The 20029-nt window shown below is 55.6% G+C and carries 20 protein-coding genes; 13 read left to right on the top strand and 7 right to left on the bottom strand.

The genetic code is table 11. The annotated features are described in order from the left end of the window. Positions 1–16: 16 nt before the first annotated feature. A complete protein-coding gene (locus EFB11_RS14465) occupies positions 17–2563 on the bottom strand; it encodes a DNA translocase FtsK (protein WP_243115240.1) in 2547 nt (848 codons plus the stop codon). Between the two features lie 343 nt (positions 2564–2906). Here EFB11_RS14465 and EFB11_RS14470 point away from each other — a divergent pair, with 343 nt between their 5' ends. Together EFB11_RS14470 and EFB11_RS14475 are read left to right on the top strand one after the other, a co-directional pair. Then, a complete protein-coding gene (locus tag EFB11_RS14470; protein WP_164706792.1) occupies positions 2907–3602 on the top strand; it encodes a hypothetical protein in 696 nt (231 codons plus the stop codon). Between the two features lie 21 nt (positions 3603–3623). Beyond that, entirely contained in the window at positions 3624–4193 is a 570-nt protein-coding gene (locus EFB11_RS14475) for a hypothetical protein (RefSeq protein ID WP_122790905.1), read from the top strand. A gap of 51 nt (positions 4194–4244) precedes the next feature. On the opposite strand, the gene acrA is transcribed toward EFB11_RS14475, so the two are convergent. The 4 genes from acrA to EFB11_RS14495 all read right to left on the bottom strand — a co-directional run bounded on the left by acrA (position 4245) and on the right by EFB11_RS14495 (position 8157). Then, entirely contained in the window at positions 4245–5360 is a 1116-nt protein-coding gene (acrA, locus tag EFB11_RS14480) for an acryloyl-CoA reductase electron transfer subunit beta (RefSeq protein ID WP_122790908.1), read from the bottom strand. 23 nt (positions 5361–5383) lie between these two features. Further along, on the bottom strand, positions 5384–6184 hold the full coding sequence (gene acrB, locus EFB11_RS14485) for an acryloyl-CoA reductase electron transfer subunit gamma (protein ID WP_122790910.1): 801 nt from the start codon (positions 6182–6184) through the stop codon (positions 5384–5386). A gap of 22 nt (positions 6185–6206) precedes the next feature. Continuing rightward, positions 6207–7352 (bottom strand): acyl-CoA dehydrogenase, encoded by a 1146-nt coding sequence (locus tag EFB11_RS14490; protein WP_122790912.1) that lies wholly within the window; start codon positions 7350–7352, stop codon positions 6207–6209. A 409-nt stretch (positions 7353–7761) separates the two neighbouring features. Next, the gene (locus EFB11_RS14495; RefSeq protein ID WP_122790914.1) at positions 7762–8157 is read right to left on the bottom strand and encodes a hypothetical protein; all 396 of its coding nucleotides are present in this window, start codon (positions 8155–8157) and stop codon (positions 7762–7764) included. Positions 8158–8591: 434 nt separating this feature from the next. Here EFB11_RS14495 and EFB11_RS14500 point away from each other — a divergent pair, with 434 nt between their 5' ends. The 9 genes from EFB11_RS14500 to trxA all read left to right on the top strand — a co-directional run bounded on the left by EFB11_RS14500 (position 8592) and on the right by trxA (position 14905). Beyond that, positions 8592–8963 carry a GntR family transcriptional regulator gene (locus EFB11_RS14500; protein WP_122790916.1) on the top strand — a complete coding sequence of 124 codons (372 nt, stop codon included), beginning with the start codon at positions 8592–8594 and terminating at the stop codon, positions 8961–8963. After that, positions 8960–9667 (top strand): ABC transporter ATP-binding protein, encoded by a 708-nt coding sequence (locus tag EFB11_RS14505; protein ID WP_122790918.1) that lies wholly within the window; start codon positions 8960–8962, stop codon positions 9665–9667. Before EFB11_RS14500 ends, EFB11_RS14505 begins: the two co-directional genes overlap by 4 nt. A gap of 19 nt (positions 9668–9686) precedes the next feature. Continuing rightward, positions 9687–10550, top strand: a complete 864-nt coding sequence (locus EFB11_RS14510; RefSeq protein ID WP_122790920.1) for a hypothetical protein — start codon at positions 9687–9689, stop codon at positions 10548–10550. A gap of 184 nt (positions 10551–10734) precedes the next feature. Continuing rightward, positions 10735–11190, top strand: a complete 456-nt coding sequence (locus EFB11_RS14515; RefSeq protein WP_122790922.1) for a VanZ family protein — start codon at positions 10735–10737, stop codon at positions 11188–11190. 144 nt (positions 11191–11334) lie between these two features. After that, positions 11335–13242, top strand: coding sequence for an NAD(+) synthase (locus EFB11_RS14520; RefSeq protein WP_122790925.1), 1908 nt, complete (start codon positions 11335–11337; stop codon positions 13240–13242). A 17-nt stretch (positions 13243–13259) separates the two neighbouring features. Then, positions 13260–13643, top strand: coding sequence for an 8-oxo-dGTP diphosphatase MutT (gene mutT, locus EFB11_RS14525; RefSeq protein WP_122790927.1), 384 nt, complete (start codon positions 13260–13262; stop codon positions 13641–13643). Between the two features lie 94 nt (positions 13644–13737). Further along, on the top strand, positions 13738–13950 hold the full coding sequence (locus EFB11_RS14530) for a 4Fe-4S binding protein (protein WP_122791332.1): 213 nt from the start codon (positions 13738–13740) through the stop codon (positions 13948–13950). Beyond that, entirely contained in the window at positions 13947–14519 is a 573-nt protein-coding gene (locus tag EFB11_RS14535) for a 4Fe-4S binding protein (protein ID WP_122790929.1), read from the top strand. Before EFB11_RS14530 ends, EFB11_RS14535 begins: the two co-directional genes overlap by 4 nt. Positions 14520–14596: 77 nt before the next feature. After that, positions 14597–14905, top strand: coding sequence for a thioredoxin (gene trxA / locus EFB11_RS14540; RefSeq protein WP_122790931.1), 309 nt, complete (start codon positions 14597–14599; stop codon positions 14903–14905). 58 nt (positions 14906–14963) lie between these two features. Here trxA and EFB11_RS14545 read toward each other — a convergent pair whose 3' ends face one another. Beyond that, complete coding sequence (locus tag EFB11_RS14545; protein ID WP_122790933.1) at positions 14964–15620, bottom strand: Crp/Fnr family transcriptional regulator; 657 nt, start codon at positions 15618–15620, stop codon at positions 14964–14966. A 148-nt stretch (positions 15621–15768) separates the two neighbouring features. Between EFB11_RS14545 and EFB11_RS14550 the strand changes: the two genes are divergently transcribed. Next, on the top strand, positions 15769–16218 hold the full coding sequence (locus tag EFB11_RS14550) for a hypothetical protein (RefSeq protein WP_122790935.1): 450 nt from the start codon (positions 15769–15771) through the stop codon (positions 16216–16218). 116 nt (positions 16219–16334) lie between these two features. Beyond that, positions 16335–18137 (top strand): oligoendopeptidase F, encoded by a 1803-nt coding sequence (gene pepF, locus EFB11_RS14555; protein ID WP_122790937.1) that lies wholly within the window; start codon positions 16335–16337, stop codon positions 18135–18137. A 35-nt stretch (positions 18138–18172) separates the two neighbouring features. Here pepF and EFB11_RS14560 read toward each other — a convergent pair whose 3' ends face one another. Then, positions 18173–20026: a PTS mannitol transporter subunit IICBA gene (locus EFB11_RS14560; RefSeq protein ID WP_122790939.1), complete on the bottom strand. Its 1854-nt coding sequence runs from the start codon at positions 20024–20026 to the stop codon at positions 18173–18175. Between the last annotated feature and the right edge of the window lie 3 nt (positions 20027–20029).

The following is a 20029-nucleotide window of genomic DNA, read 5'->3' on the forward strand; positions in this document are numbered from 1 at the left end:
GATATTCCTCCTCGAATTATAATTTGCGACGCAGCTTCATCTCGTTCCATTCGTCCTTGGAAATGAGGATCTGCCGCGGTTTGGAGCCTTCAAAGGGGCCAACAATGCCGCGTTCCTCCATCTGGTCGACAATGCGCGCGGCGCGGGCATAGCCCAGCTTGAGCCGCCGCTGGAGCATGGAAACCGAAGCTTGTTTACAGTCCATGACCACATCGATGGCATCCATCAGCATTTCGTCCTCGTCGCCCGACGGGTCGCCCAGCGAACCACCGCCCGATTCGGCCGCTTCGGCCTGCTTTTCGATGTGTTCCAGGATCTCCTCATTATATTCGGCCGTGGACGTAGACTTGATAAAGTCGATGACGTTTTCGATCTCCTCGCCCGAAATAAAGCAGCCCTGGATACGCTGCGGCTTGCCCTCGCCCAAGGGGGCGTAGAGCATATCGCCCTTGCCGATCAGCTTTTCCGCACCCGTGGTATCCAGGATGATGCGGCTTTCGATCTGGCTGGCGACCGCAAAGGCGATGCGCGACGGGATGTTGGCCTTCATGATACCGGTGATGACGTCGGCCGACGGACGCTGGGTCGCGACGATCAGATACATGCCCGCGGCACGCGCCTTCTGCGCGATGCGGCAGATGGACGTTTCGACTTCCTTGGCGGCGACCATCATGAGGTCGGCCAGCTCGTCGATAACGATGACGATCTCCGGCAGGGTTTGGTAGGTTTCCACCGGCGTGACCGGAACGCCGTCGCCCTCGGTAATGGGCGGCATGGCGTCCTGTTCGGCCTTTTTCTTGCGCATGAGGGCGTTGTAGTCCTCCAATTTACGCACCTGATGGTCGGCGAACAGTTTATAACGCCGCTCCATCTCCCCGACCGCCCAGTTGAGCGCCCCGGCCGCCTTACGCGGGTCGGTCACAACCGGAATGAGCAGGTGCGGGATGCCATTGTAGTTGCCCAGTTCGACCATCTTGGGGTCGACCATAATCAGGCGGACTTCCTCAGGCGTGGATTTGTACAGCAGCGAAATGAGCATGGAGTTGACGCACACCGACTTACCCGAGCCGGTCGTACCGGCGATGAGCAAGTGGGGCATTTTGCCGATATTGCCGACCACCGGCGCGCCGGTGATGTCCTTACCCACACAGAAAGCGACCCGGCTCTTGGCGTTCTGGAACGCATCGGACGAAATCACATCATAGATAGGCACCATGGTGTTGGTCTTGTTGGGCACCTCGATGCCAATGGCGACCTTTTCCGGGATGGGCGCAATACGCACCGACATGGCACCGAGCGCGAGTGCAATATCGTCCGACAGGCCGGTGATACGGCTGAACTTGGTTCCGGGCGGGATGGTCACTTCAAAGCGGGTGACCGTCGGTCCGCGCACGATGCCGATGATCTGCGCTTCAATGTTGAACGATTGCAGGGTATCGACCAGACGGTGACTGCATTCAGTCAGTTCGGCCTGGTAGTTGCCCGCCGGGGTGCGGGCGGGCGGATGAAGCAGATTGAGCCGCGGATAACTGTATACCGGAAGCGGCGCCTGCTGGCTGGCATCCATCTGGGCAGCCATGGCGGCATGTTCGCGCTCCTCCAGCTTTTTCTGTTCGGCCTTGGACAGCGGCTTGTCCTCCTCCCACGGCGGGGTTTCGTCGTGGATGGGTTCGGATACCGATTCCTCGGGCAGGTCGGCCACGATCGGCTCCTCCCCGCCCTTGTCCGGTTTATTGCGCAGCAGCGACAAAATATCCCCGAAGGGGTCGGGTTTTGAGGATTCCGGTTCGGGAATGGGTTCGGGCGCTGGAGCCGGAGACGGTGTCGGCTCCGGGGCGACTGGCAGGTCCATGTCCTCCCCTTCGATCGGGATGTCAAACGCAGCCCGTGCCTGCCGCTTGGCCTTGCGGGCCGCGGCCAATTCGTGAACGTTGGGCAGCGTAACCGGCGCTTCGTACTTTTGGCGCTCCTCCTCGTCGTCATATTCATATTCGATTGGCCGCAGAGCGTTATAAATGGTCTGCGGGGTCAGCCGAAACATGACCATCACATCGGCGAGCAGCAGCAGGATACAAAACAGCAGGCCACCAATGGACGAAAAGGCCCATTCCAGGACGCCATACAGCGTACCAGCCAGCAAACCGCCCGATTTCAGATTTGCGCCCGATTCCATCAGGTCGCCAAAAGCGGCCAGGTCATACCGTCCGGCGCGCAGCATGGCATGCGCCATGGCGCCAAACAGGATGGGAAACAGGCCGATCGCCGTACCGCGCAGCCGCACGGGGCCTTTGCGGTGACTGATGAGCAGCGCGGCCAGGGCAAATAAAGCCGGCGGCAGGACATACAGACCATATCCGATCAGGCTGCCCAAACCGGTGCGCGCCATGCGCAGTACCGCGCCATCCTTTTGCACCAATGTGAGCAGCACCAGAATGCCGAGCACGCCATAGATCAGGCCCCAGACCGGACGGGGCAAGTAGCTGTCCGGTGCGGCGTCCTTGGCGCGCTGCGAAGCACTCGTGCGCTTTTTGGTGGTTTTTGTAGATTTTTTGGGTTGTGCCAAAGTATCACCTCGTTTGGTGGGATCAAAACAATCAAACTGCGATGGGGCTTTTTGACAGCCAATGCATACGAATACAGTATAATCATACCACATTTTCTTTGGCATTTCTAGGCGAAAATCCGGCGTGTAGTCCTTTCCTGTTTTGTCAAAACCATTCAATCATATCCTATGATTTCGTGGAATCTTCCGCTTTGCATAAAATATACGATTTTTAATTTTGATTTTGTAATATTTTTTAATTGACTTAAAATGTAAGATTATATTAATATATGTATGTAATGTATATACAAGGATGCATCTGTTGTATTATGATTGTAATTTTTGTAACGTGAGGTGAACAAAAATGTCTGTTAAAAAAATCGTTGCTACCGGCCTATGCTGTTCCTTGCTACTATCATACAATCCAGCAGGAGCAATATCTCAAAAACCAGAAGCCTTTGGAGAATCTACTTCCATCACCATGAACGACATCCTATCTGGTGAAGAAAAGATCATATACACCTCAGAAGAAACTTTGTATTATCCTGAAGACGGTATCTCTGCGTACTCCGGTCAGTACCCAATATCCACTCGTGTACGCACTATTCAGTCATCTAGCAGCGGTATTAAAGAAAGGGATAGCGCGATTGGAACTTTTTCTAGCATCGCTTCGATTGCCCTCTCATTTGTAAACTTTCCCGGCTCAATGACAGTAGCTACTATTTTCTCTGTAGTCGGATTGACTGCAAGTGCCAGCACATATTCCCAGGCAAAGACTTTCACTTCGTATGTTCAATACCAAAAGCAAGCTGAAGCAAAGTGGGCCGACGATTCATCGTATTCTCCTTGGGTTTTCTCTGGTAAACGCAATTACTATAAACATGTTTTGGCAGGTACACAGAACTCCAGTGGTCAATGGACAACCAAGTCTCACGACTATTTAAGCGATCCGGCTTATACTGCCATTGGAAGCTATTATAACAAGAGCGATTCTTGGTTTAAGGAGGAAGCCCGCAAACGAATTCAAAACGGTCTTATCCTTACCGATTTGCCTTGGTGATGTTGGAATCGTGGTGAAACAATGAAGCTTTTTTCCCGTCGATTTGGAATTTTTGCTGGAGTTGCTATATTGGCTTTCTTACTACTTGCGACTTCTTATCTGGGATCACTCTCCACGTCTACCGAAACTAACAACCGTCCCTTTTCCATTTCTATCAGCGCACCGGAGATTATCGAAGAATCTGGCCAGCGTTTTGAAGATAATGCTCTTGTTCCTACCGGCACTATAGACCGACGTCTAGAACTCACAATCTCTATCACAAATATGACGCAAACAAACTTTCAAGATGTCCGTTTCAGCGCTTCACTCAATGCAGAGGTCAAACCTTTTATTGCAAGTCATATTTTGACATTTGAAAGCGACCCCATGCCTGTGACCACGGTAGAAAAGGCAACACAAAATGCGGATTCCAGCCAACTGCTGATTTCTGGTTTTGTACACACTTGGAGTATGCTTTTAACCACTGCTGAGGACCTTGAGTATAGTGGTAAGCAGCCAGAAGAGTTGCCAGATGCGTTGAAATCAGTCACGATTTCAGTTTACTGGGATGGCGGTAGCCAAGAGCAGACTTTCCCCCTGCATCTTTCCTAAAATTATAAAAAACGCCCGTTCCAGTTGGAACGGGCGTTTTGGATTTTCAGCTTACTTGGATGCCTTAGCTTCCTTAACAGCCTCGATCATCATCGGAACAACCTTGAACAGGTCGCCGCAGATGCCGTAGTCTGCTACGTCGAAGATCGGAGCCGAATCAGACTTGTTCACGGCTACGATGCACTCGGAATCCTGCATGCCAGCCTTGTGCTGGATCGCACCGGAGATACCCAGAGCAACATACAGCTTCGGATGTACGGTCTTACCGGTCTGGCCAACCTGATGGTCAGCAGACAGCCAGCCAGAGTCGATGGCTGCACGAGAGCCGCCGACAACGCCGCCGAACTCTGCTGCCAGCTGCTCAGCCAGCTTGATGCCGCCTTCTACGTCCTTGGAGATACCACGGCCTACCGATACAACGACGTCAGCGCCGGTCAGGTCAACCAGTTCCTTGGCTTCCTTCACGATCTCGGTTACCTTGGTCTGCAGGTCTGCATCCGACAGGGAAACAGCCAGCTTCTCAACGACAACAGCGTTTGCCTTTGCTTCGTCGTATACGCCCTTCTTCAGAACGCCCGGACGAACGGTTGCCATCTGCGGGCGGAAACGCGGGCAGATGATGGTTGCCATCAGGTGACCGCCGAATGCCGGACGGGTCATCTTCAGGTTGCGGTCTTCACGATTCAGAGCGTCCAGCTGTGCCTGCGGCAGAGTGGATGCTTCCTGCAGGAATGCAGCGTACTTCTCTACGTCTACGTCCAGATGGGTGCAGTCTGCGGTCAGGCCGGTGTGCAGACGAGCTGCGCAACGCGGGCCCAGGTCACGACCGATGTTGGTTGCCGCGATCAGCATGATCTCCGGCTTCTTGTCCATAACCGTGTCGCAGATGACCTTTGCATATGCATCGGTGGTGTAGGTTTCCAGCAGGTCGTCTTCGCATACCAGAACCTTGTCAGCGCCATATGCGCCCAGTTCCTTCGCCATGCTGTCGCCTACGCCCTTGCCGCCCAGCAGCAGGCCGCATACTTCTACGCCCATGTCGTCGGCCAGCTTGCGAGCCTCCGAGATCAGCTCCAGTACGGTCGGCTGCAGCTTGCCCTGGCGCTGCTCACAAAATACCCATACGCCGGAAAAATCGGCCAGGTTGGTGTTGTTAAATTCAGCCATTGTTCTAAGTTCTCCTTTCGAAATTAGATGATGTGCTTCTTCAGCAGTTCAGCAGCCAGCTCTGCGCAGGTGTTCTTGTCCGCGCCTTCCAGCATGCGGCCCTGGCCCTTCTGCGGCGGGGTGAACGACTTGAAGATGTTGGTGGGAGAACCCTTCAGGCCGATGGTGTCCAGCTCGATCAGCGGATCATCCTTCAGGGTGTTGTAGTCATATACGTCGACCGGCTTGTTGTAGCAGTCGAAGATACCGCCAACCGACATGTAACGGGGCTCGTTGAGCTCCTTGATGCAGGTCAGCAGGCACGGAGTCTGGGTCTCGATGGGCATGTAGCCGTCTTCCAGCATACGCTTTACCGTTACCTTTGCGCCGTCCTTCTTGATGTCGGCAGCGTAGGAGATCTGCGGGATGTTCAGCTTTTCAGCGATCTGCGAACCTACCTGAGCGGTGTCGCCGTCGATTGCCTGACGGCCGCACAGTACCAGGTCGTCTGCTTCCAGACCGATCTTCTTGATTGCAGCAGCCAGGATCTGGGAGGTTGCAAAGGTGTCCGAACCGCCGAACTCACGTGCCGATACCAGCACGCCACGGTCTGCACCCATTGCCAGCAGCTCACGCAGCATGCCTTCTGCCGGCGGGGGACCCATGGTTACAACAACAACTTCACAGCCGGTGTTGTCCTTCAGGGTCAGCGCTGCTTCTACGGCGTTCTTGTCGTCCGGGTTGATGATCGTTGCCATCGATGCACGGTTCAGCGTGCCGTCCGGATTTACCGCTACCTTACCGGAGGTGTCCGGTACCTGCTTTACACAAACGATTACTTTCATGATTTCAGTTTTCCTCCCTTGATTACTTCTTGAGAACCTCGCGGGCGATAACCATACGCTGTACCTGGGAAGTGCCCTCGTAAATTTCGGTGATCTTTGCGTCGCGCATCATGCGTTCCATCGGGTACTCACGGATGTAACCGTAACCACCGTAGATCTGTACGCACTTGGTGGTAACGTCCATAGCAACTTCTGCTGCGAACAGCTTTGCCATAGCCGCTTCCTTGGTGTACGGAAGGTCATGGTCCTTATTGAAAGCAGCGCGGCGAACGAGCAGACGAGCTGCGTCGATCTTGGTGGCCATGTCGGCTACCATCCACTGCAGGCCCTGGAACTTATCCAGGCTGCGGCCGAACTGTACGCGCTCCTTCATGTACTGAACAGCCTTGTCCAGAGCGCCCTGTGCCAGACCCAGTGCCTGAGAAGCGATACCGATACGGCCGCCGTCCAGGGTGGTCATAGCGATCTTGAAGCCGCCGTTTTCCTTACCGAGCAGACGGTCTGCCGGGAGCTTCATGTCTTCAAAGATCAGCTCCGAGGTCTGGGAGCCGCGGATACCCATCTTATGCTCGATCTTACCGATCTTGAAGCCCGGGTCATCCTTATCAACGATGAATGCCGAAATACCATGGTTGCCCTTGGACTTATCGGTCATTGCGAAGATTACATATGTATCAGCAACGCCACCGCCGGTGATGAATACCTTGGAGCCGTTGATCAGCCAGGTGCCGTCTTCCTGCTTAACAGCAACGGTCTGCTGAGCTGCCGAGTCGGTACCGGCATTGGGTTCGGTCAGACCGAATGCACCGGTCTTATGGCCGTCGATCAGAGGACGGAGCCACTTTTCCTTCTGCTCCGGGGTGCCGTACTTGAAGATCGGCCATGCGCCCAGAGTTGCGTGGGACGACAGGATACAACCGGTGGTGCCGCAGAACTTGGATGCTTCTTCGATTGCGATCGAGTAGCAGATGGTGTCGCCGCCGGAGCCGCCCAGTTCCTTCGGGAACTGAATGCCCATCAGACCGTACTTGCGGAGCTTTTCAACCGTCTCGATCGGGTAACGCTCCTGCTCGTCGATCTCAGCCGCGATCGGCTCGATCTCGTTTACCGCAAACTCACGGCAGAGCTTCTGCATCATTTCCTGCTGTTTTGTAAGCCTAAAATCCATGCTGTGAAACCTCCCAAAATTTTATTCATTCATGAATTTCAATACGCGGGCCTTGCCCTCTTTATAGCCAGACCAGCGTACGCTCTCCCGCCTCTTCTTCAGCTTTTGCGGGTGGTGTTACAGCGCCGCCTTCTACTATAAAGGCTTGTGTATTTTGGGCGCGCTTTTTCGCGCGTCTATGACTATTATAACGCATCCAAACACTTTGTCAATAATTTAACGGCGCATTTTTGGAGAAATAAAACAAAAGAAATATAGCAAATTGCGCATCCTTGCGTACCTTTTCACAACTTGTCTAAAATTTCACAAATCTTACCCAAAACTTCACCAAAAGAAAATTCTATGTAAACAAAACCGCCCACCCAAACGGGTGAGCGGTGGATTCATACGGCAAATTTGGCCGTTATTTTCAGGAATATCTTGGATTTTTGCTCGTCCAGCCATAGCCGGCCAGAAAGGCGGCCGCATGGACGACCCACGCGGGGCATCGAGTTTCCAGCATCCGCAGCAGCGGCGGCAGCGCGCCGGGCAGAATGCCGCTCCACCGCAGCACAAAGAACAGCACAAACGCCAGCAGGACGAGCCGAATTCCCAGAACGATTTTTGTCCGGCCCCACGCCGGCAGATTCCCCGGGAAACACAGACCGCACAGCAGCGCCGATGCAGTCGCCAGAACGCCGGGCAACAGATTGGGCATCATGGAGACAGGCGCCCAGATTGCGAGGTCCTGCGCAAACAGGGCAAACTCCACGCTGGAAAACGCCATGTAGGCGATCAGCCAGACAATCGCAAGCCATCGTTTCATTGTACATCCCGTCCTTTCCGGCTATCATATAAACCATTATGCGCCCGTAATGCTATCCCATAGATTGCTGATGACCGTATAAAAAGATGCTTGCGGATTCTGAAGCGCAACCCAGAGCAATGCCGCCAGTAAGAGTATACTGATCACAAGGATTCCCCAAAAGCAGTACCACCTTTGCTTTGGCGTCATATCGTTTCCTCCTTAGTCCTTTACAGTAAGAGTGTATCACGGTTTGATTCCCAAAGATATTCACAAATCTGCCAAGTGTGCCTTTGATATTTTGTCTATTCTTCTTGAAATTTCCTGTTGCGAAATGGTTTTCTCAAACGTTCTAGTTTCACAAAAAAATTTTCCTTTCCCCTCTTGACAAACGGCCTTGCTATCTGTATGCTTGTATTAAGCACTTAGTACAACGACACAAAGGAGGAACGGGCATGAATTGGAAGTTTACCGATGACCGGCCGATCTGGGTCCAGCTGACCGAACAGCTCACCCTGCGCATCGTATCGGGCGAATACGAACCAGGCGGCGCTTTGCCGTCGGTGCGGGCACTGGCCGCCGAAGCGGGTGTCAACCCCAATACCATGCAGCGCGCGCTTGCCGAACTGGAAAATCAGGGGCTCGCCGAAACTCGGCGCACCGCGGGGCGGACGGTGACCGAAAACTTGGAGCTCATCCAAAACACGCGGCGCAAACTGGCGTTTGGCCGCATCGATGCCTTCCTGGCATCCATGCGCGCACTCGGCTACACCGATGAGCAGACACGCTCGCTCATCGCACAATGGGAAAAGGAGGATAAATCATGAATGAATCTTTGATCGTTGCCCGCGGGCTGACCAAGACTTATAGCGCGGTACCGGCGCTCGACCACATCGATCTGACCATCGGCAGCGGCCGCATCGTAGGTCTCTTAGGCCCCAACGGTTCGGGCAAGACGACCTTTATAAAATTACTCTGCGGACTTTTGCAGCCCACATCCGGCATATTGACCATCGACGAGCATGCGCCTGGCATCCATACCAAAAGTGTAATCTCGTATTTGCCTGACCGCATGTACTTTGCCGACTGGATGAAGACTTGTGATTTGACCGACTTTTTTGCCGACTTTTATGAGAACTTTGACCGCGCCAAGGCGGTCGAGATGCTGGCAGCGCTGAATATTGGTCCCAACCAGCGGCTCAAGACCATGTCCAAGGGCACCAAGGAAAAAGTCCAGCTCGCGCTTATCATGAGCCGGAAAGCCAAACTGTACCTGCTCGACGAACCAATTGCAGGCGTGGACCCGGCGGCACGTGACTTTATCCTCAACACCATTTTGACCAACTATAATGAAGATGGTACGGTCATGCTGTCCACGCATTTGATTGCTGACATCGAGCGCGTGCTGGATGAAGCCATCTTCTTGCAGACCGGACACGTTGTGCGTCACGATACCGTGGACAACATCCGCGAAAACGAAGGCAAATCGGTCGATCAGCTCTTCCGCGAGATCTTCGCTTACGGTGTGTAATCGAAAGGGGGTTTTCTTGATGTATCGCAAGCTTTGCAAATATGAATTCAAATCCATTGCCCGCACCCTGCTGCCCATCTATCTGGCAGTTATTGCGGTATCCATTATCAATGCTTTTTCCGAAAAGATCGGCAGCGGCAGTTTGATGAGCGGTTCCTCGTTTCTAGGTACCGGATCGCTTTTCAGCAACATTCTGGGTCTGTTTCAGGCAGTGGCTGCCTTCGCGTACTTCGGTGTGCTGGTCGCCTTGTTTGTCCTGACCACGGTGGTTATCATCCAGCGGTTCTATAAAGGTCTTTTGTGTGACGAAGGGTATCTGATGTTTACCCTGCCGGTCAAGACCTGGCATCTGGTCGCGTCCAAGGCAACGGTCGCCTTTGTGATGTCGGTGGTAAGCGGCATTGCAGCGATGATTTCCATTTTGATTTTGGGGCTTGGTGCAACTGCGGACCCGCTCGGCCTGCTGGCCAACCTCTTTGATTTCCAGGGTTGGGCGCGGGTGCTCCATCAGCTCAACATCCAGTATCCGGCTTGGCCGCTGTATGTGATCGAATTTATTGTGATGTGTATTCTGACTGCCTTGGCGGCCCTGTTTCACGTCTATGTTTCCATGGCGATCGGCCATCTGGCCAGAAAGCACCGCGTGATGATGAGTGTGGTGGCGTATATCATCATCTCGATGGCGCTGAGTTTCATCAGCGGGTTTGTCCTGATTCTTGTAGGGGCTTCCAATCTGTACATCGGTGCTTGGTTGGCGCAGCTGTCCCCCACAGCTAACATGCATGTGCTGCTGATCGGTATGATCCTCTGGAACTTCATCGAACTGGCTGTGTTCGCGATTGGCACCGAACGCATCTTGTCCAAAAAACTCAATCTCGAATAAGCGCTTCCGAACGGCGTGGGATCAGGAGAAGGGAAACCTTCTCCTTTTTTGTATTATTTGTCTTTTTTGCATCCTATTTTTGTCTATTTTGTCAATTTGAATTATAACCCAAATTTGGTATTCTTGATATAGAGATGTTCCGGAAATCTCATACGTTTCGATTTTGTTCAGGAGATATACCCTAATGAAGAAAGAACGTTATGCCCGTCTGGCGCTCCTCGGCTACTTTGTCCTATTGGTTGCCGCCTTTGTGTTCACCCGTATGGACAGCCTTGTCGGGTATCGACAGGAAATGCAATGGTATTTGGAATACTATGGCTGGCTTCCGCACAACTACGTGCCGTTCCAGACCATTGGCCTGTATCTAAGTCAGCTGCCCAGCACCATTGCGCTACGCAATCTGTTCGGCAACATCCTCGTTCTGCTGCCATTCGGGGTGCTGCTGCCGTGGGGCTTTGCCCGTTTCCGCCGATTCGGCCCGTTCCTCGGCGTGTGCGCCCTGTTTTGCGTCGGGTTGGAAGTTTTCCAGCGCCTGACTCTGACCGGTACCTTTGATGTGGATGACATCATTTTAGGGTTCATCGGTTGTCTGGCCGGTTTCCTTGTTTTTCAAGGTCTATATAAGATGTATCATACATAAGTCAGACCCCCATGCGAGGGCAGGAAAGTTCCTGCCCTCGTTTTTTGGCGCGCGTTTTCGAGCGGCATTTCGGTTGCATCGATGGGAAAACCGGGATATAATAAAAGTAATCGTATTTTAAGGAATTCGGAGGATATTTCCCCTATGAAAGACGGATTTTTAAAGGTTGCAGCCGCGACCCCGCGCATCCGGGTGGCCGACTGCTCGTATAACGCTTCCCGCGTGGAAGCCATGGCCGCCGAGGCGGCCGAAAACGGTGCGGCCCTGCTCGTATTCCCCGAGCTGTGCCTGACCGGTTACACCTGCGGCGACCTCTTCTTGCAGGACAGCCTGCTGCGCGGCGCCGAGCAGGCGCTCACCCGCGTGCTGGACGCTTCGGCCCGCCATGCCATTGTGCTGGTGGTTGGCATGCCCTTCCGCCTGGGCGGCGCCTTATATAATGTAGCGGCGGTCATCTGCCGCGGCAAGCTGCTCGGTCTGGTGCCCAAGCACAACATTCCTAATTACTCAGAGTTTTATGAAGCCAGACATTTTACATCTGGTAGAGGCATTCAACCCATGACCGTTCAGGTCTGCGGTCAGGAGACATTGTTTGGCGACGGCCTGCTGTTCCGCTGCACTGGACTGTCCTCGTTCGTGCTCGGCTGCGAGATCTGTGAAGATCTGTGGGTGGCCAATCCGCCCAGCTCCTACCTGAGCGCGGCCGGTGCAACCGTGATCGCTAACCCGTCGGCTTCGGATGAGACCATCGGCAAGGCAGCCTATCGCCGTGAACTGGTCAAGGGCCAGTCGGCTCGCCTGCTGTGCGGCTATGTCTACGCCGACGCTGGCATGGGCGAATCGACCCAGGACCTCGTGTTCTCCGGCCATGACCTGATCGCCGAAAACGGCGCCCTTCTGGCCGAGAGCAAGCGTTTTTCGACCGGCATCGTGTATTCCGAACTGGATTTGGACCGTCTGCTCCATGAACGCCGCCGCATGAACACCTTTGAAGCGCAGCCGGGTACCTGCGTGGAAATTCCGTTTGATCTGCCGCTGCGCGACACGGTCCTGACCCGTCCGTTTGCCCAGACCCCCTTTGTCCCGACCGACAAGACCGATCTGGAAATCCGCTGCGAAGAGATCCTGCACATGCAGGCCACCGGTCTGGCCACCCGCATGCAGCATGCCCGCTGCAAGACCGCGGTCATCGGCCTGTCGGGCGGCCTGGATTCCACGCTCGCGCTCATCGTGACCGTGCATGCGTTTGATATCCTCGGCATCGACCACAGCGGCATCCACGCCGTGACCATGCCGTGCTTCGGCACCACCACGCGCACCAAGTCCAACGCCATGCGTCTGGCCGAAGGCTATGGCGCGACCTTGCACACCGTGGACATCAAGGCTGCGGTCAACCAGCATTTCGAGGACATCGGCCACAGCTGGGACAACCAGAACGTCACCTTTGAAAACGCGCAGGCGCGTACCCGTACGCTGGTGCTGATGGACCTTGCCAACGAAATGGGCGGTCTGGTCATCGGTACGGGCGACCTTTCCGAACTCGCGCTCGGCTGGGCGACCTACAACGGCGACCATATGAGTATGTATGGTGTCAATGCCTCCATCCCCAAAACGCTGGTGCGCTATCTAACCGCCTATGAAGCCGCGCATGCGTCCGGGGTACTCAAAGAAAGCCTGCTCGACGTGCTGGGCACCCCGGTATCGCCCGAGCTGCTGCCGCCCAAGGACGGCGAAATCAGCCAAAAGACCGAAGAGTTGGTCGGCCCCTATGAGTTGCATGACTTTTTCCTGTATTATATGGTGCGCTTCGGCTATTCGCCGCGCAAAATCTTCCGCGTCGCGCGTCTGGCCTTCCAGGGCACCTACGATGACGAAACCATCAAAAAATGGCTGGTCATCTTCACTCGCCGCTTCTTCATCCAGCAGTTCAAGCGTTCCTGCCTGCCTGACGGCCCCAAGGTCGGTTCGGTCACGCTCTCGCCCCGCGGCGATTGGCGCATGCCGAGTGATGCGGTCAGCGAACTCTGGCTGAGCGAAGCCGAAAGCCTGTAAGAAAGAAGGCATCCCCTATGGCAACCGAAGTCGTTGCGGCCCTCATCCGTCGGGACGGACGCATTTTGATCTGTCAGCGTCCACCCCGGCAGTCCCATCCGCTCAAATGGGAATTTGTCGGCGGCAAAATTGAACCGGGCGAAACGCCCGAACAGGCCCTCGCGCGCGAATGCCGGGAAGAACTCGGCATCGAAGTGCAAGTCGGCGGCCTGTTTATGGAAGTCACCCACGATTACCCGGACAAGACCATCCATTTGCGGCTATATGAATCCACGATTCTTTCCGGCGAGCCGCAGAAGATCGAACCATCCGATTTGCGGTGGGTCACGCCGGCGGAGCTGACTGACTTCCCCTTCTGCGAAGCCGATGTCGTGATTTTGGAGCGACTTCAGCAACTGTGACCTCATCACGGTCGGCCGCGAATCTTTGTAGTATACTGACTGCATCAAGATGAAAGGCCTGCCCATCTGGGCAGCCCCGAGGAGGAACCGAATGATGCAGCAAACCAAGCGCCGCCCCCGCCGGGCTGAGGTCGATGAAAGCCTGTGCGTTGCGTGCGGCTGTTGTGTGAAAGTGTGCCCCAAAGCGGCCATCCATGTGGAAAAGGGCATCTTTGCCCAGGTGGACCCCGGCCTTTGCGTCGGCTGCGGCCTGTGCGCCAAAGCCTGTCCCGCGTCGGTCATCGAGATTCGGGAGGTGGACGCATGAATCAGAAGCATTGGTACGATTATCTCTGGATTTTTTCCGCGACCTATCTCATTTTGGGATTTTTCAACATCCTATTTGCCTGGCTGGGCATGTTGTGTTTTCTGATTCCGCTCATCATCGCCATTGCGGGCGGAAATAAAGCCTATTGCAACCGCTACTGCGGCCGCGGCCAGCTCTTTTCCCTGCTCGGCGGACGGTTCGGCCTGTCCCGCAAGCATAATGTACCGGCATTTCTCAAAAGCAAATGGTTCCGGTACGGATTTTTGACCTTCTTTATGGTCATGTTCGGCCTGATGCTGTTTAACACCTATCTGGTGTTCGCTGGCAGCCGTGACCTCGGTCAGGTCGTCACCCTGCTGTGGACCTTCAAGCTGCCCTGGCACTGGGCCTATCATGGCACGCTGTTTGCCCCCTGGGTGGCGCAGTTCGCGTTTGGGTTTTACAGCGTCATGCTCACTTCGACCGTGCTGGGACTCATTACCATGGTACTGTTCAAGCCGCGTTCGTGGTGTGTGTACTGCCCGATGGGCACCATGACCCAGCTGATCTGCAAAGCGAAAAACCGGTGACTTTGTCACGGTAGAAAACCGACAAACCGGGTATACTAGAATCATCCAAAAAACTTCTACGAAAGGGGCATATGAAAATGTCTGTTCTCCATATTACCAAGAATAACTTCCAGTCCGAAGTGCTGGAATCCGACCGACCGGTCCTGATCGACTTCTGGGCAAGCTGGTGCGGCCCGTGCCGTATGGTTGCCCCCATCATTGAAGAGATCGCTGCCGAAAACGATCGCTTCAAGGTCGGCAAGATCGATGTAGACGCTGAGCCCGAACTGGCGGCACAGTTCCGCATCATGAGCATCCCGACCCTGATCGTTATGCAGGGCGGCAAGGTGGTCAATCAGGCCATCGGCGCTCGCGGCAAGGATGACATCCTCAGCCTGATCCCGTAATGATATTTCCCTGGAAATAAAACAAACCGCCGCAGGTGTTACACCTGCGGCGGTTTTTTCATTCGGCCAGATCGCGCAGCCGTTTGCGGTCGGTGAGTTCCACCACCCCGCGCGCCAGCCGCACCATGCCTTCCGACTGGAAATACTTGAGCATGCGTGTGACCACCTCGCGGGCGGTGCCCATATGGGCGGCGATCTTTTCATGGGTGATGGACAGGGTGTCGGTCTGCTCGATCTGGCTTTCCTCGAGCAGAAAGTCAGCCAGGCGGCTGTCGAACCGCTTGAACAAGATTTGGTCCATGCGCCACATGATTTCGGATAAGCGAGTGGCCATCAGTTCGTTGGTATAGTTGGCGACCACCGCCGATTCCTGCATGATCTGCTGATACAGCCCCGCCGGGATGACCCACATCTCCGCGTCGGTCTCGGCTTCGATGACCACGTCAAATTGCAGGCTGGACAGCATGCACGAAGCGGAAAACAGGCAGATATCCCGCTCGAACAGGCGGTAAAGTGTGACTTCCTTGCCCTCGTCCGAGCGCATAAAGGCGCGCAGCCGTCCGGAGCGGATGACCAGCAGCCCAACACAGTCGGCCGAGCCATTGTGCAGCACCGTCCCCTTGGGCACCTGACGCAAAGAAGCAGCCTCGCGCAGGCGCTGCTGCTGCGCGGGTGTGAGTTTATCCCAGACCGGGAAAAATTGTTCGAGCGGCATCGTCTCTCTCCCCTTGCTGTTTTTCTCTATGATAGCATAGGTATCCGCCAAAAAACAAGTCTGCTGCACTTTATAGCCAACCTCAGAAATCCATATTTGATATATTTTTCTTTCTATGGTATGCTGAACATAGAAAGGGGGCTTCTCCATGAAACAGCGACTTCCCCGGCTCTTCTTAGCCGTGATGACCGTCCTTTGTCTGTGGGGTGCGTGGCTGTGCCCCGTGCATTTGACCCTGCCCGAATCTACCGGCAAACGGCTGGGGGCGGGTCAGATAAATTCTTCGCTCTACACCCCAGACTATCATTCTTCTTTGACCGACTTGACGGACGATGACTGGGACGCCCTGTGCGCGCTCGTCCCGACGCTGGACCTTCGCGTCAGCAGCAAGTTAAATGGCCACAGCGTGTCCGGCACCGCGGGTACAATTGTCCACGATCTTATGGTATCGCATCCGGACAGCTGGTTTTGGTTCCGTGTCAATCTGGTGGACGGCCAAACGCTGGCTTTTGTAGAACACAACGGCACCCGCTACCGCATTTTAAACCCCGAACCGCTCATCGAGTTTTTGCAATCCCGCGTTTCGTTTGATGTATGACCTATCTTTCCCCGCGCCCGTGCGCGGGGAATTTTTTTACACGTGGTTTTTATTTTTTGAAGGCTGGCGTGCTATAATAAGGGCAAGACCCAATTCCAATCAGGAGGTATACCCCCATGAGCCAAACCCTTCCCGCGCGCGCCGATGTGGACGTGCGCTTTACCTGGAACCTTGCCGATATTTTCCCCACCGACGACGCCTGGCGCACCGAACTAAACCGGGTGCGCGGTCAGGTCGAAAAGCTGACCGCCTTTCAGGGCCGTCTGGGCGAAAGCGGCGCGACCCTACTCAAGCTGTTCCGTCTGGAGGATGAACTGTCGCTCTCCATGGACAAACTCGGCAACTATGCCCGCCGCAAATCGGATGAGGATACCCGCAATCCGATCTATCAGGAAATGAGCGCCCAGTTTATGAACCTCGCGGTTTCGATGGGCGAAGCGTCGGCCTTTGAGACCCCTGAACTGCTCGCCATCCCGGACGAGGTGCTCGAAGGCTTCTTTGCCGCAGAACCCGGTCTGGAGCATTACCGTTTAGCCGTCCAGCGGGTACGCCGCCAGAAGGAACACACGCTTTCCAAGGATTGCGAAGCCCTGCTGGCTGCCGCTGGCCCGATGAGCCAGGCCCCGGACGATATTTTCTCCATGCTCAACGATGCCGACATGGTGTTCCCGGACGCGGTCGATACGGACGGCAAGCCCCATCCGGTCACGCACGGTACCTTTGTCCCCCTGCTGCAATCGGCCGACCGCACGCTGCGGCAATCGGCTTTCCAGTCGCTTTACAGCGTATACGGCCAGTTCCGCAACACCTCGGCCGCCATTTTGTCCAGCCAGATGAAGCAGCTCCAGTTCTTCGCCGCGGCGCGGCATTACCCTTCGGCGCTGCACGCCTCGCTCGACCAGACCGAAGTACCGGTGGACATCTACCACAACCTGATTGCCGCCGTGCGCGAAAACCTGCCGGCCATGCACGACTATGTCCGCCTGCGCAAGCGCCTGCTGGGCGTCGAGGACCTGCATTTTTACGACCTCTACACCCCCATGGTCGCCGGGCAGGACGTTAAGGTCGATTATGAAGAAGCCAAACAGCTGGCGCTCGACGCGCTGGCTCCCATGGGCGAAGATTATCTGGCCCTGCTGCGCGAGGGCTTCCAAAACCGCTGGATTGATGTCTATGAAAACCAGGGCAAGCGGTCGGGTGCGTACTCGGCGGGCGCCTATGGCGTACACCCCTATGTGCTTTTAAACTACACCGACACGCTGGATGATGTGTTCACGCTGGTGCATGAAATGGGCCACGCTCTGCATTCCTATCTGTCCAACCAAAAGCAGTCGGTGACGTATGCGAACTACGTGATTTTTGTCGCCGAGGTCGCGTCCACCTGCAACGAAGCGCTGCTCATGCAGCATCTTTTAAAGACCACGACCGACAAGCGCCGCCGCGCCTATCTCATCAACCATTTCCTCGAGCAGTTCCGCGGCACGCTGTACCGGCAGACCATGTTTGCCGAGTTTGAGCTGTGGTGCAGCGAACAGGTCCGCCAGGGCGAAGCGCTCACCGCCGAAGCGCTCTCGGCTAAGTACCGGCAGCTCAACCGTGATTACTACGGCGAGGATATTGTCCTCGATGACGAAATCGCGCTCGAATGGGCACGCATCCCGCATTTCTATTATGATTTCTATGTCTATCAGTATGCCACCGGATTTTCGGCCGCCATTGCGCTGTCGCAGCGCATTTTGCGCGAAGGCAAGCCCGCGGTGGACGATTATCTCGCGTTCCTGTCCGGCGGCTGCTCGGCCGACCCGGTGACGCTCCTCAAGGGCGCGGGAGTCGATATGGCCTCCCCGGCCCCGGTCAGCGATGCGCTCAAACTCTTTGCCGAGCTGACACACGAACTGGAAACCCTCTGCGCCGAATAAAGAGAAAAAAGCCGTCCCACGGGACGGCTTTTTCTTTACTTTCCAGATTGCAGGCAGCCCAGAACATAGGCCGGGTCATTTGTGGTCTTGAGGGTGTGGAGGACTTCCTCATCCTCCAAGGCCGTGCAGATGCTTGCCAGCAAGTCGAGGTGTTCGTCGCCCACCCCGGCGATGCCAAAGACAAGCTGTGCCTTTTCTCCGCCAAAGTCTACACCTTCGGGGTATTGCAGCAGCACCACGCCTGATTTCTTGACACGCGCCTTTTCTTCGCTCGTGCCGTGCGGGATAGCGACGCCCAGACCCATATAAGTAGTGACCAACTTTTCGCGTTCCAGCATGGCGTCGATGTAGGACTCATCCACGCAGCCCTGCTCGACCAACAGACGGCCAGCCGCACGAATGGCGTCTTCCTTGGAAACCGACGCCAGACCGAGCTGGATACCCTCGGCACGCAGCAGCGTATGGTCGAGCGGTACAGCAGGTGCCGCAGCCGGCGTCGCGGCGGGCGCATTCTGCCAGGTCAGCGTGTCATACAGCGCATCCAGATTGGGGTCTGCCAGGAAGTTGGCCAGCGTCACCAGCTGCGCTTGCGGCGCGCAGGCACGGGCACGGTCGGCCAGAATCTCCTGACAGACGACCACATCGGCATCCGACGGGATATTGTCCACACTGGTGTTGGTGACAATCAAATCGGGACGGACTTCCTTGATGCGGTTGCGGAACTTGGTCGCACCCATGGCCGACGAGCCCATACCGGCGTCGCAGGCAAACACGATCTTATGAACCGCCCCGCCCGCAGCCGGAATGGCCTGGCCCTTGGCCTGGGCCTTCATCTGCTGCATCTTATCCTGTGCTTCGTTCAGGTTCTTGGCGCCTGCCATCTTAACGATGGGGGCCGCGATGACGAACGATACCACCGTGGCGATTGCCACGCCAATCCAGCTGATGAGAATCCCGCTCTTGGGCGACATCATGGTGAATGCGATGATCGATCCCGGTGCGGCCGGACCGTTCAGACCGGCATCCATCATGGAGAAGAAAAAGATCGAGCACATATTGCCCACGATGGGCGCCAGGATGACTGCCGGGTTCATCAAGATATACGGGAAGTAAATCTCATGGATACCGCCCAGGAAGTGGATGATGATGGCACCGGGCGCCGAACCCTTGGTCACGCGGTCCTTGGAGAAGAACATGTACGCAAGCAGCACGCCCAGGCCGGGACCGGGGTTGGTTTCCAGCATGTACATGATGGATTTGCCGGCTTCGGCGACCTGTTCGGCGCCGATGGGAGTAAAGACACCATGGTTGATGGCATTGTTGAGGAACAGCACCTTGGCGGGCTCCAGGAAGATGGACACGAGCGGCAGCAGGCTGTGCTCCACCAGGAAGCTGACGCCAGCCGACAGCACGGACAGGATGGTGCTCATGACCGGGCCAATGGCATAATAGCCGATGATGGCCATAATCATGCCAAAGATGCCGACCGAGAAGTTGTTGATGAGCATCTCAAAGCCAGCGGGCATGCGGTTTTCCATCGCCTGATCAAACTTTTTGATGACAAGGCCTGCCAACGGGCCCATAATCATGGCGCCCATGAGCATGGGCTGGCCTTCGGTGCCGCCCACGCCTGCGATGCAGCCCATCACCGCGATGGCGCCCATGACGCGGCCGCGGTCGCCGCCGACCATCTTACCACCCTGTGCCGCGATGAGCACCGGCAGCAGATAGGTGAGCATGAACGGCTGAATGGACGCCAGATTCGCATTCGGAATCCAGCCGGTATCGATGAACAGGGCTGTGATAAAGCCCCAGGCGATAAATGCGCCGATGTTCGGCATGACCATGGCGCTGAGGAATTTGCCAAAACGGGCAATGGCGTTTTTCATGAA

It is taken from the genome of Intestinibacillus sp. Marseille-P6563 (assembly GCF_900604335.1).
GTDB lineage: Bacteria > Bacillota > Clostridia > Oscillospirales > Butyricicoccaceae > Butyricicoccus_B.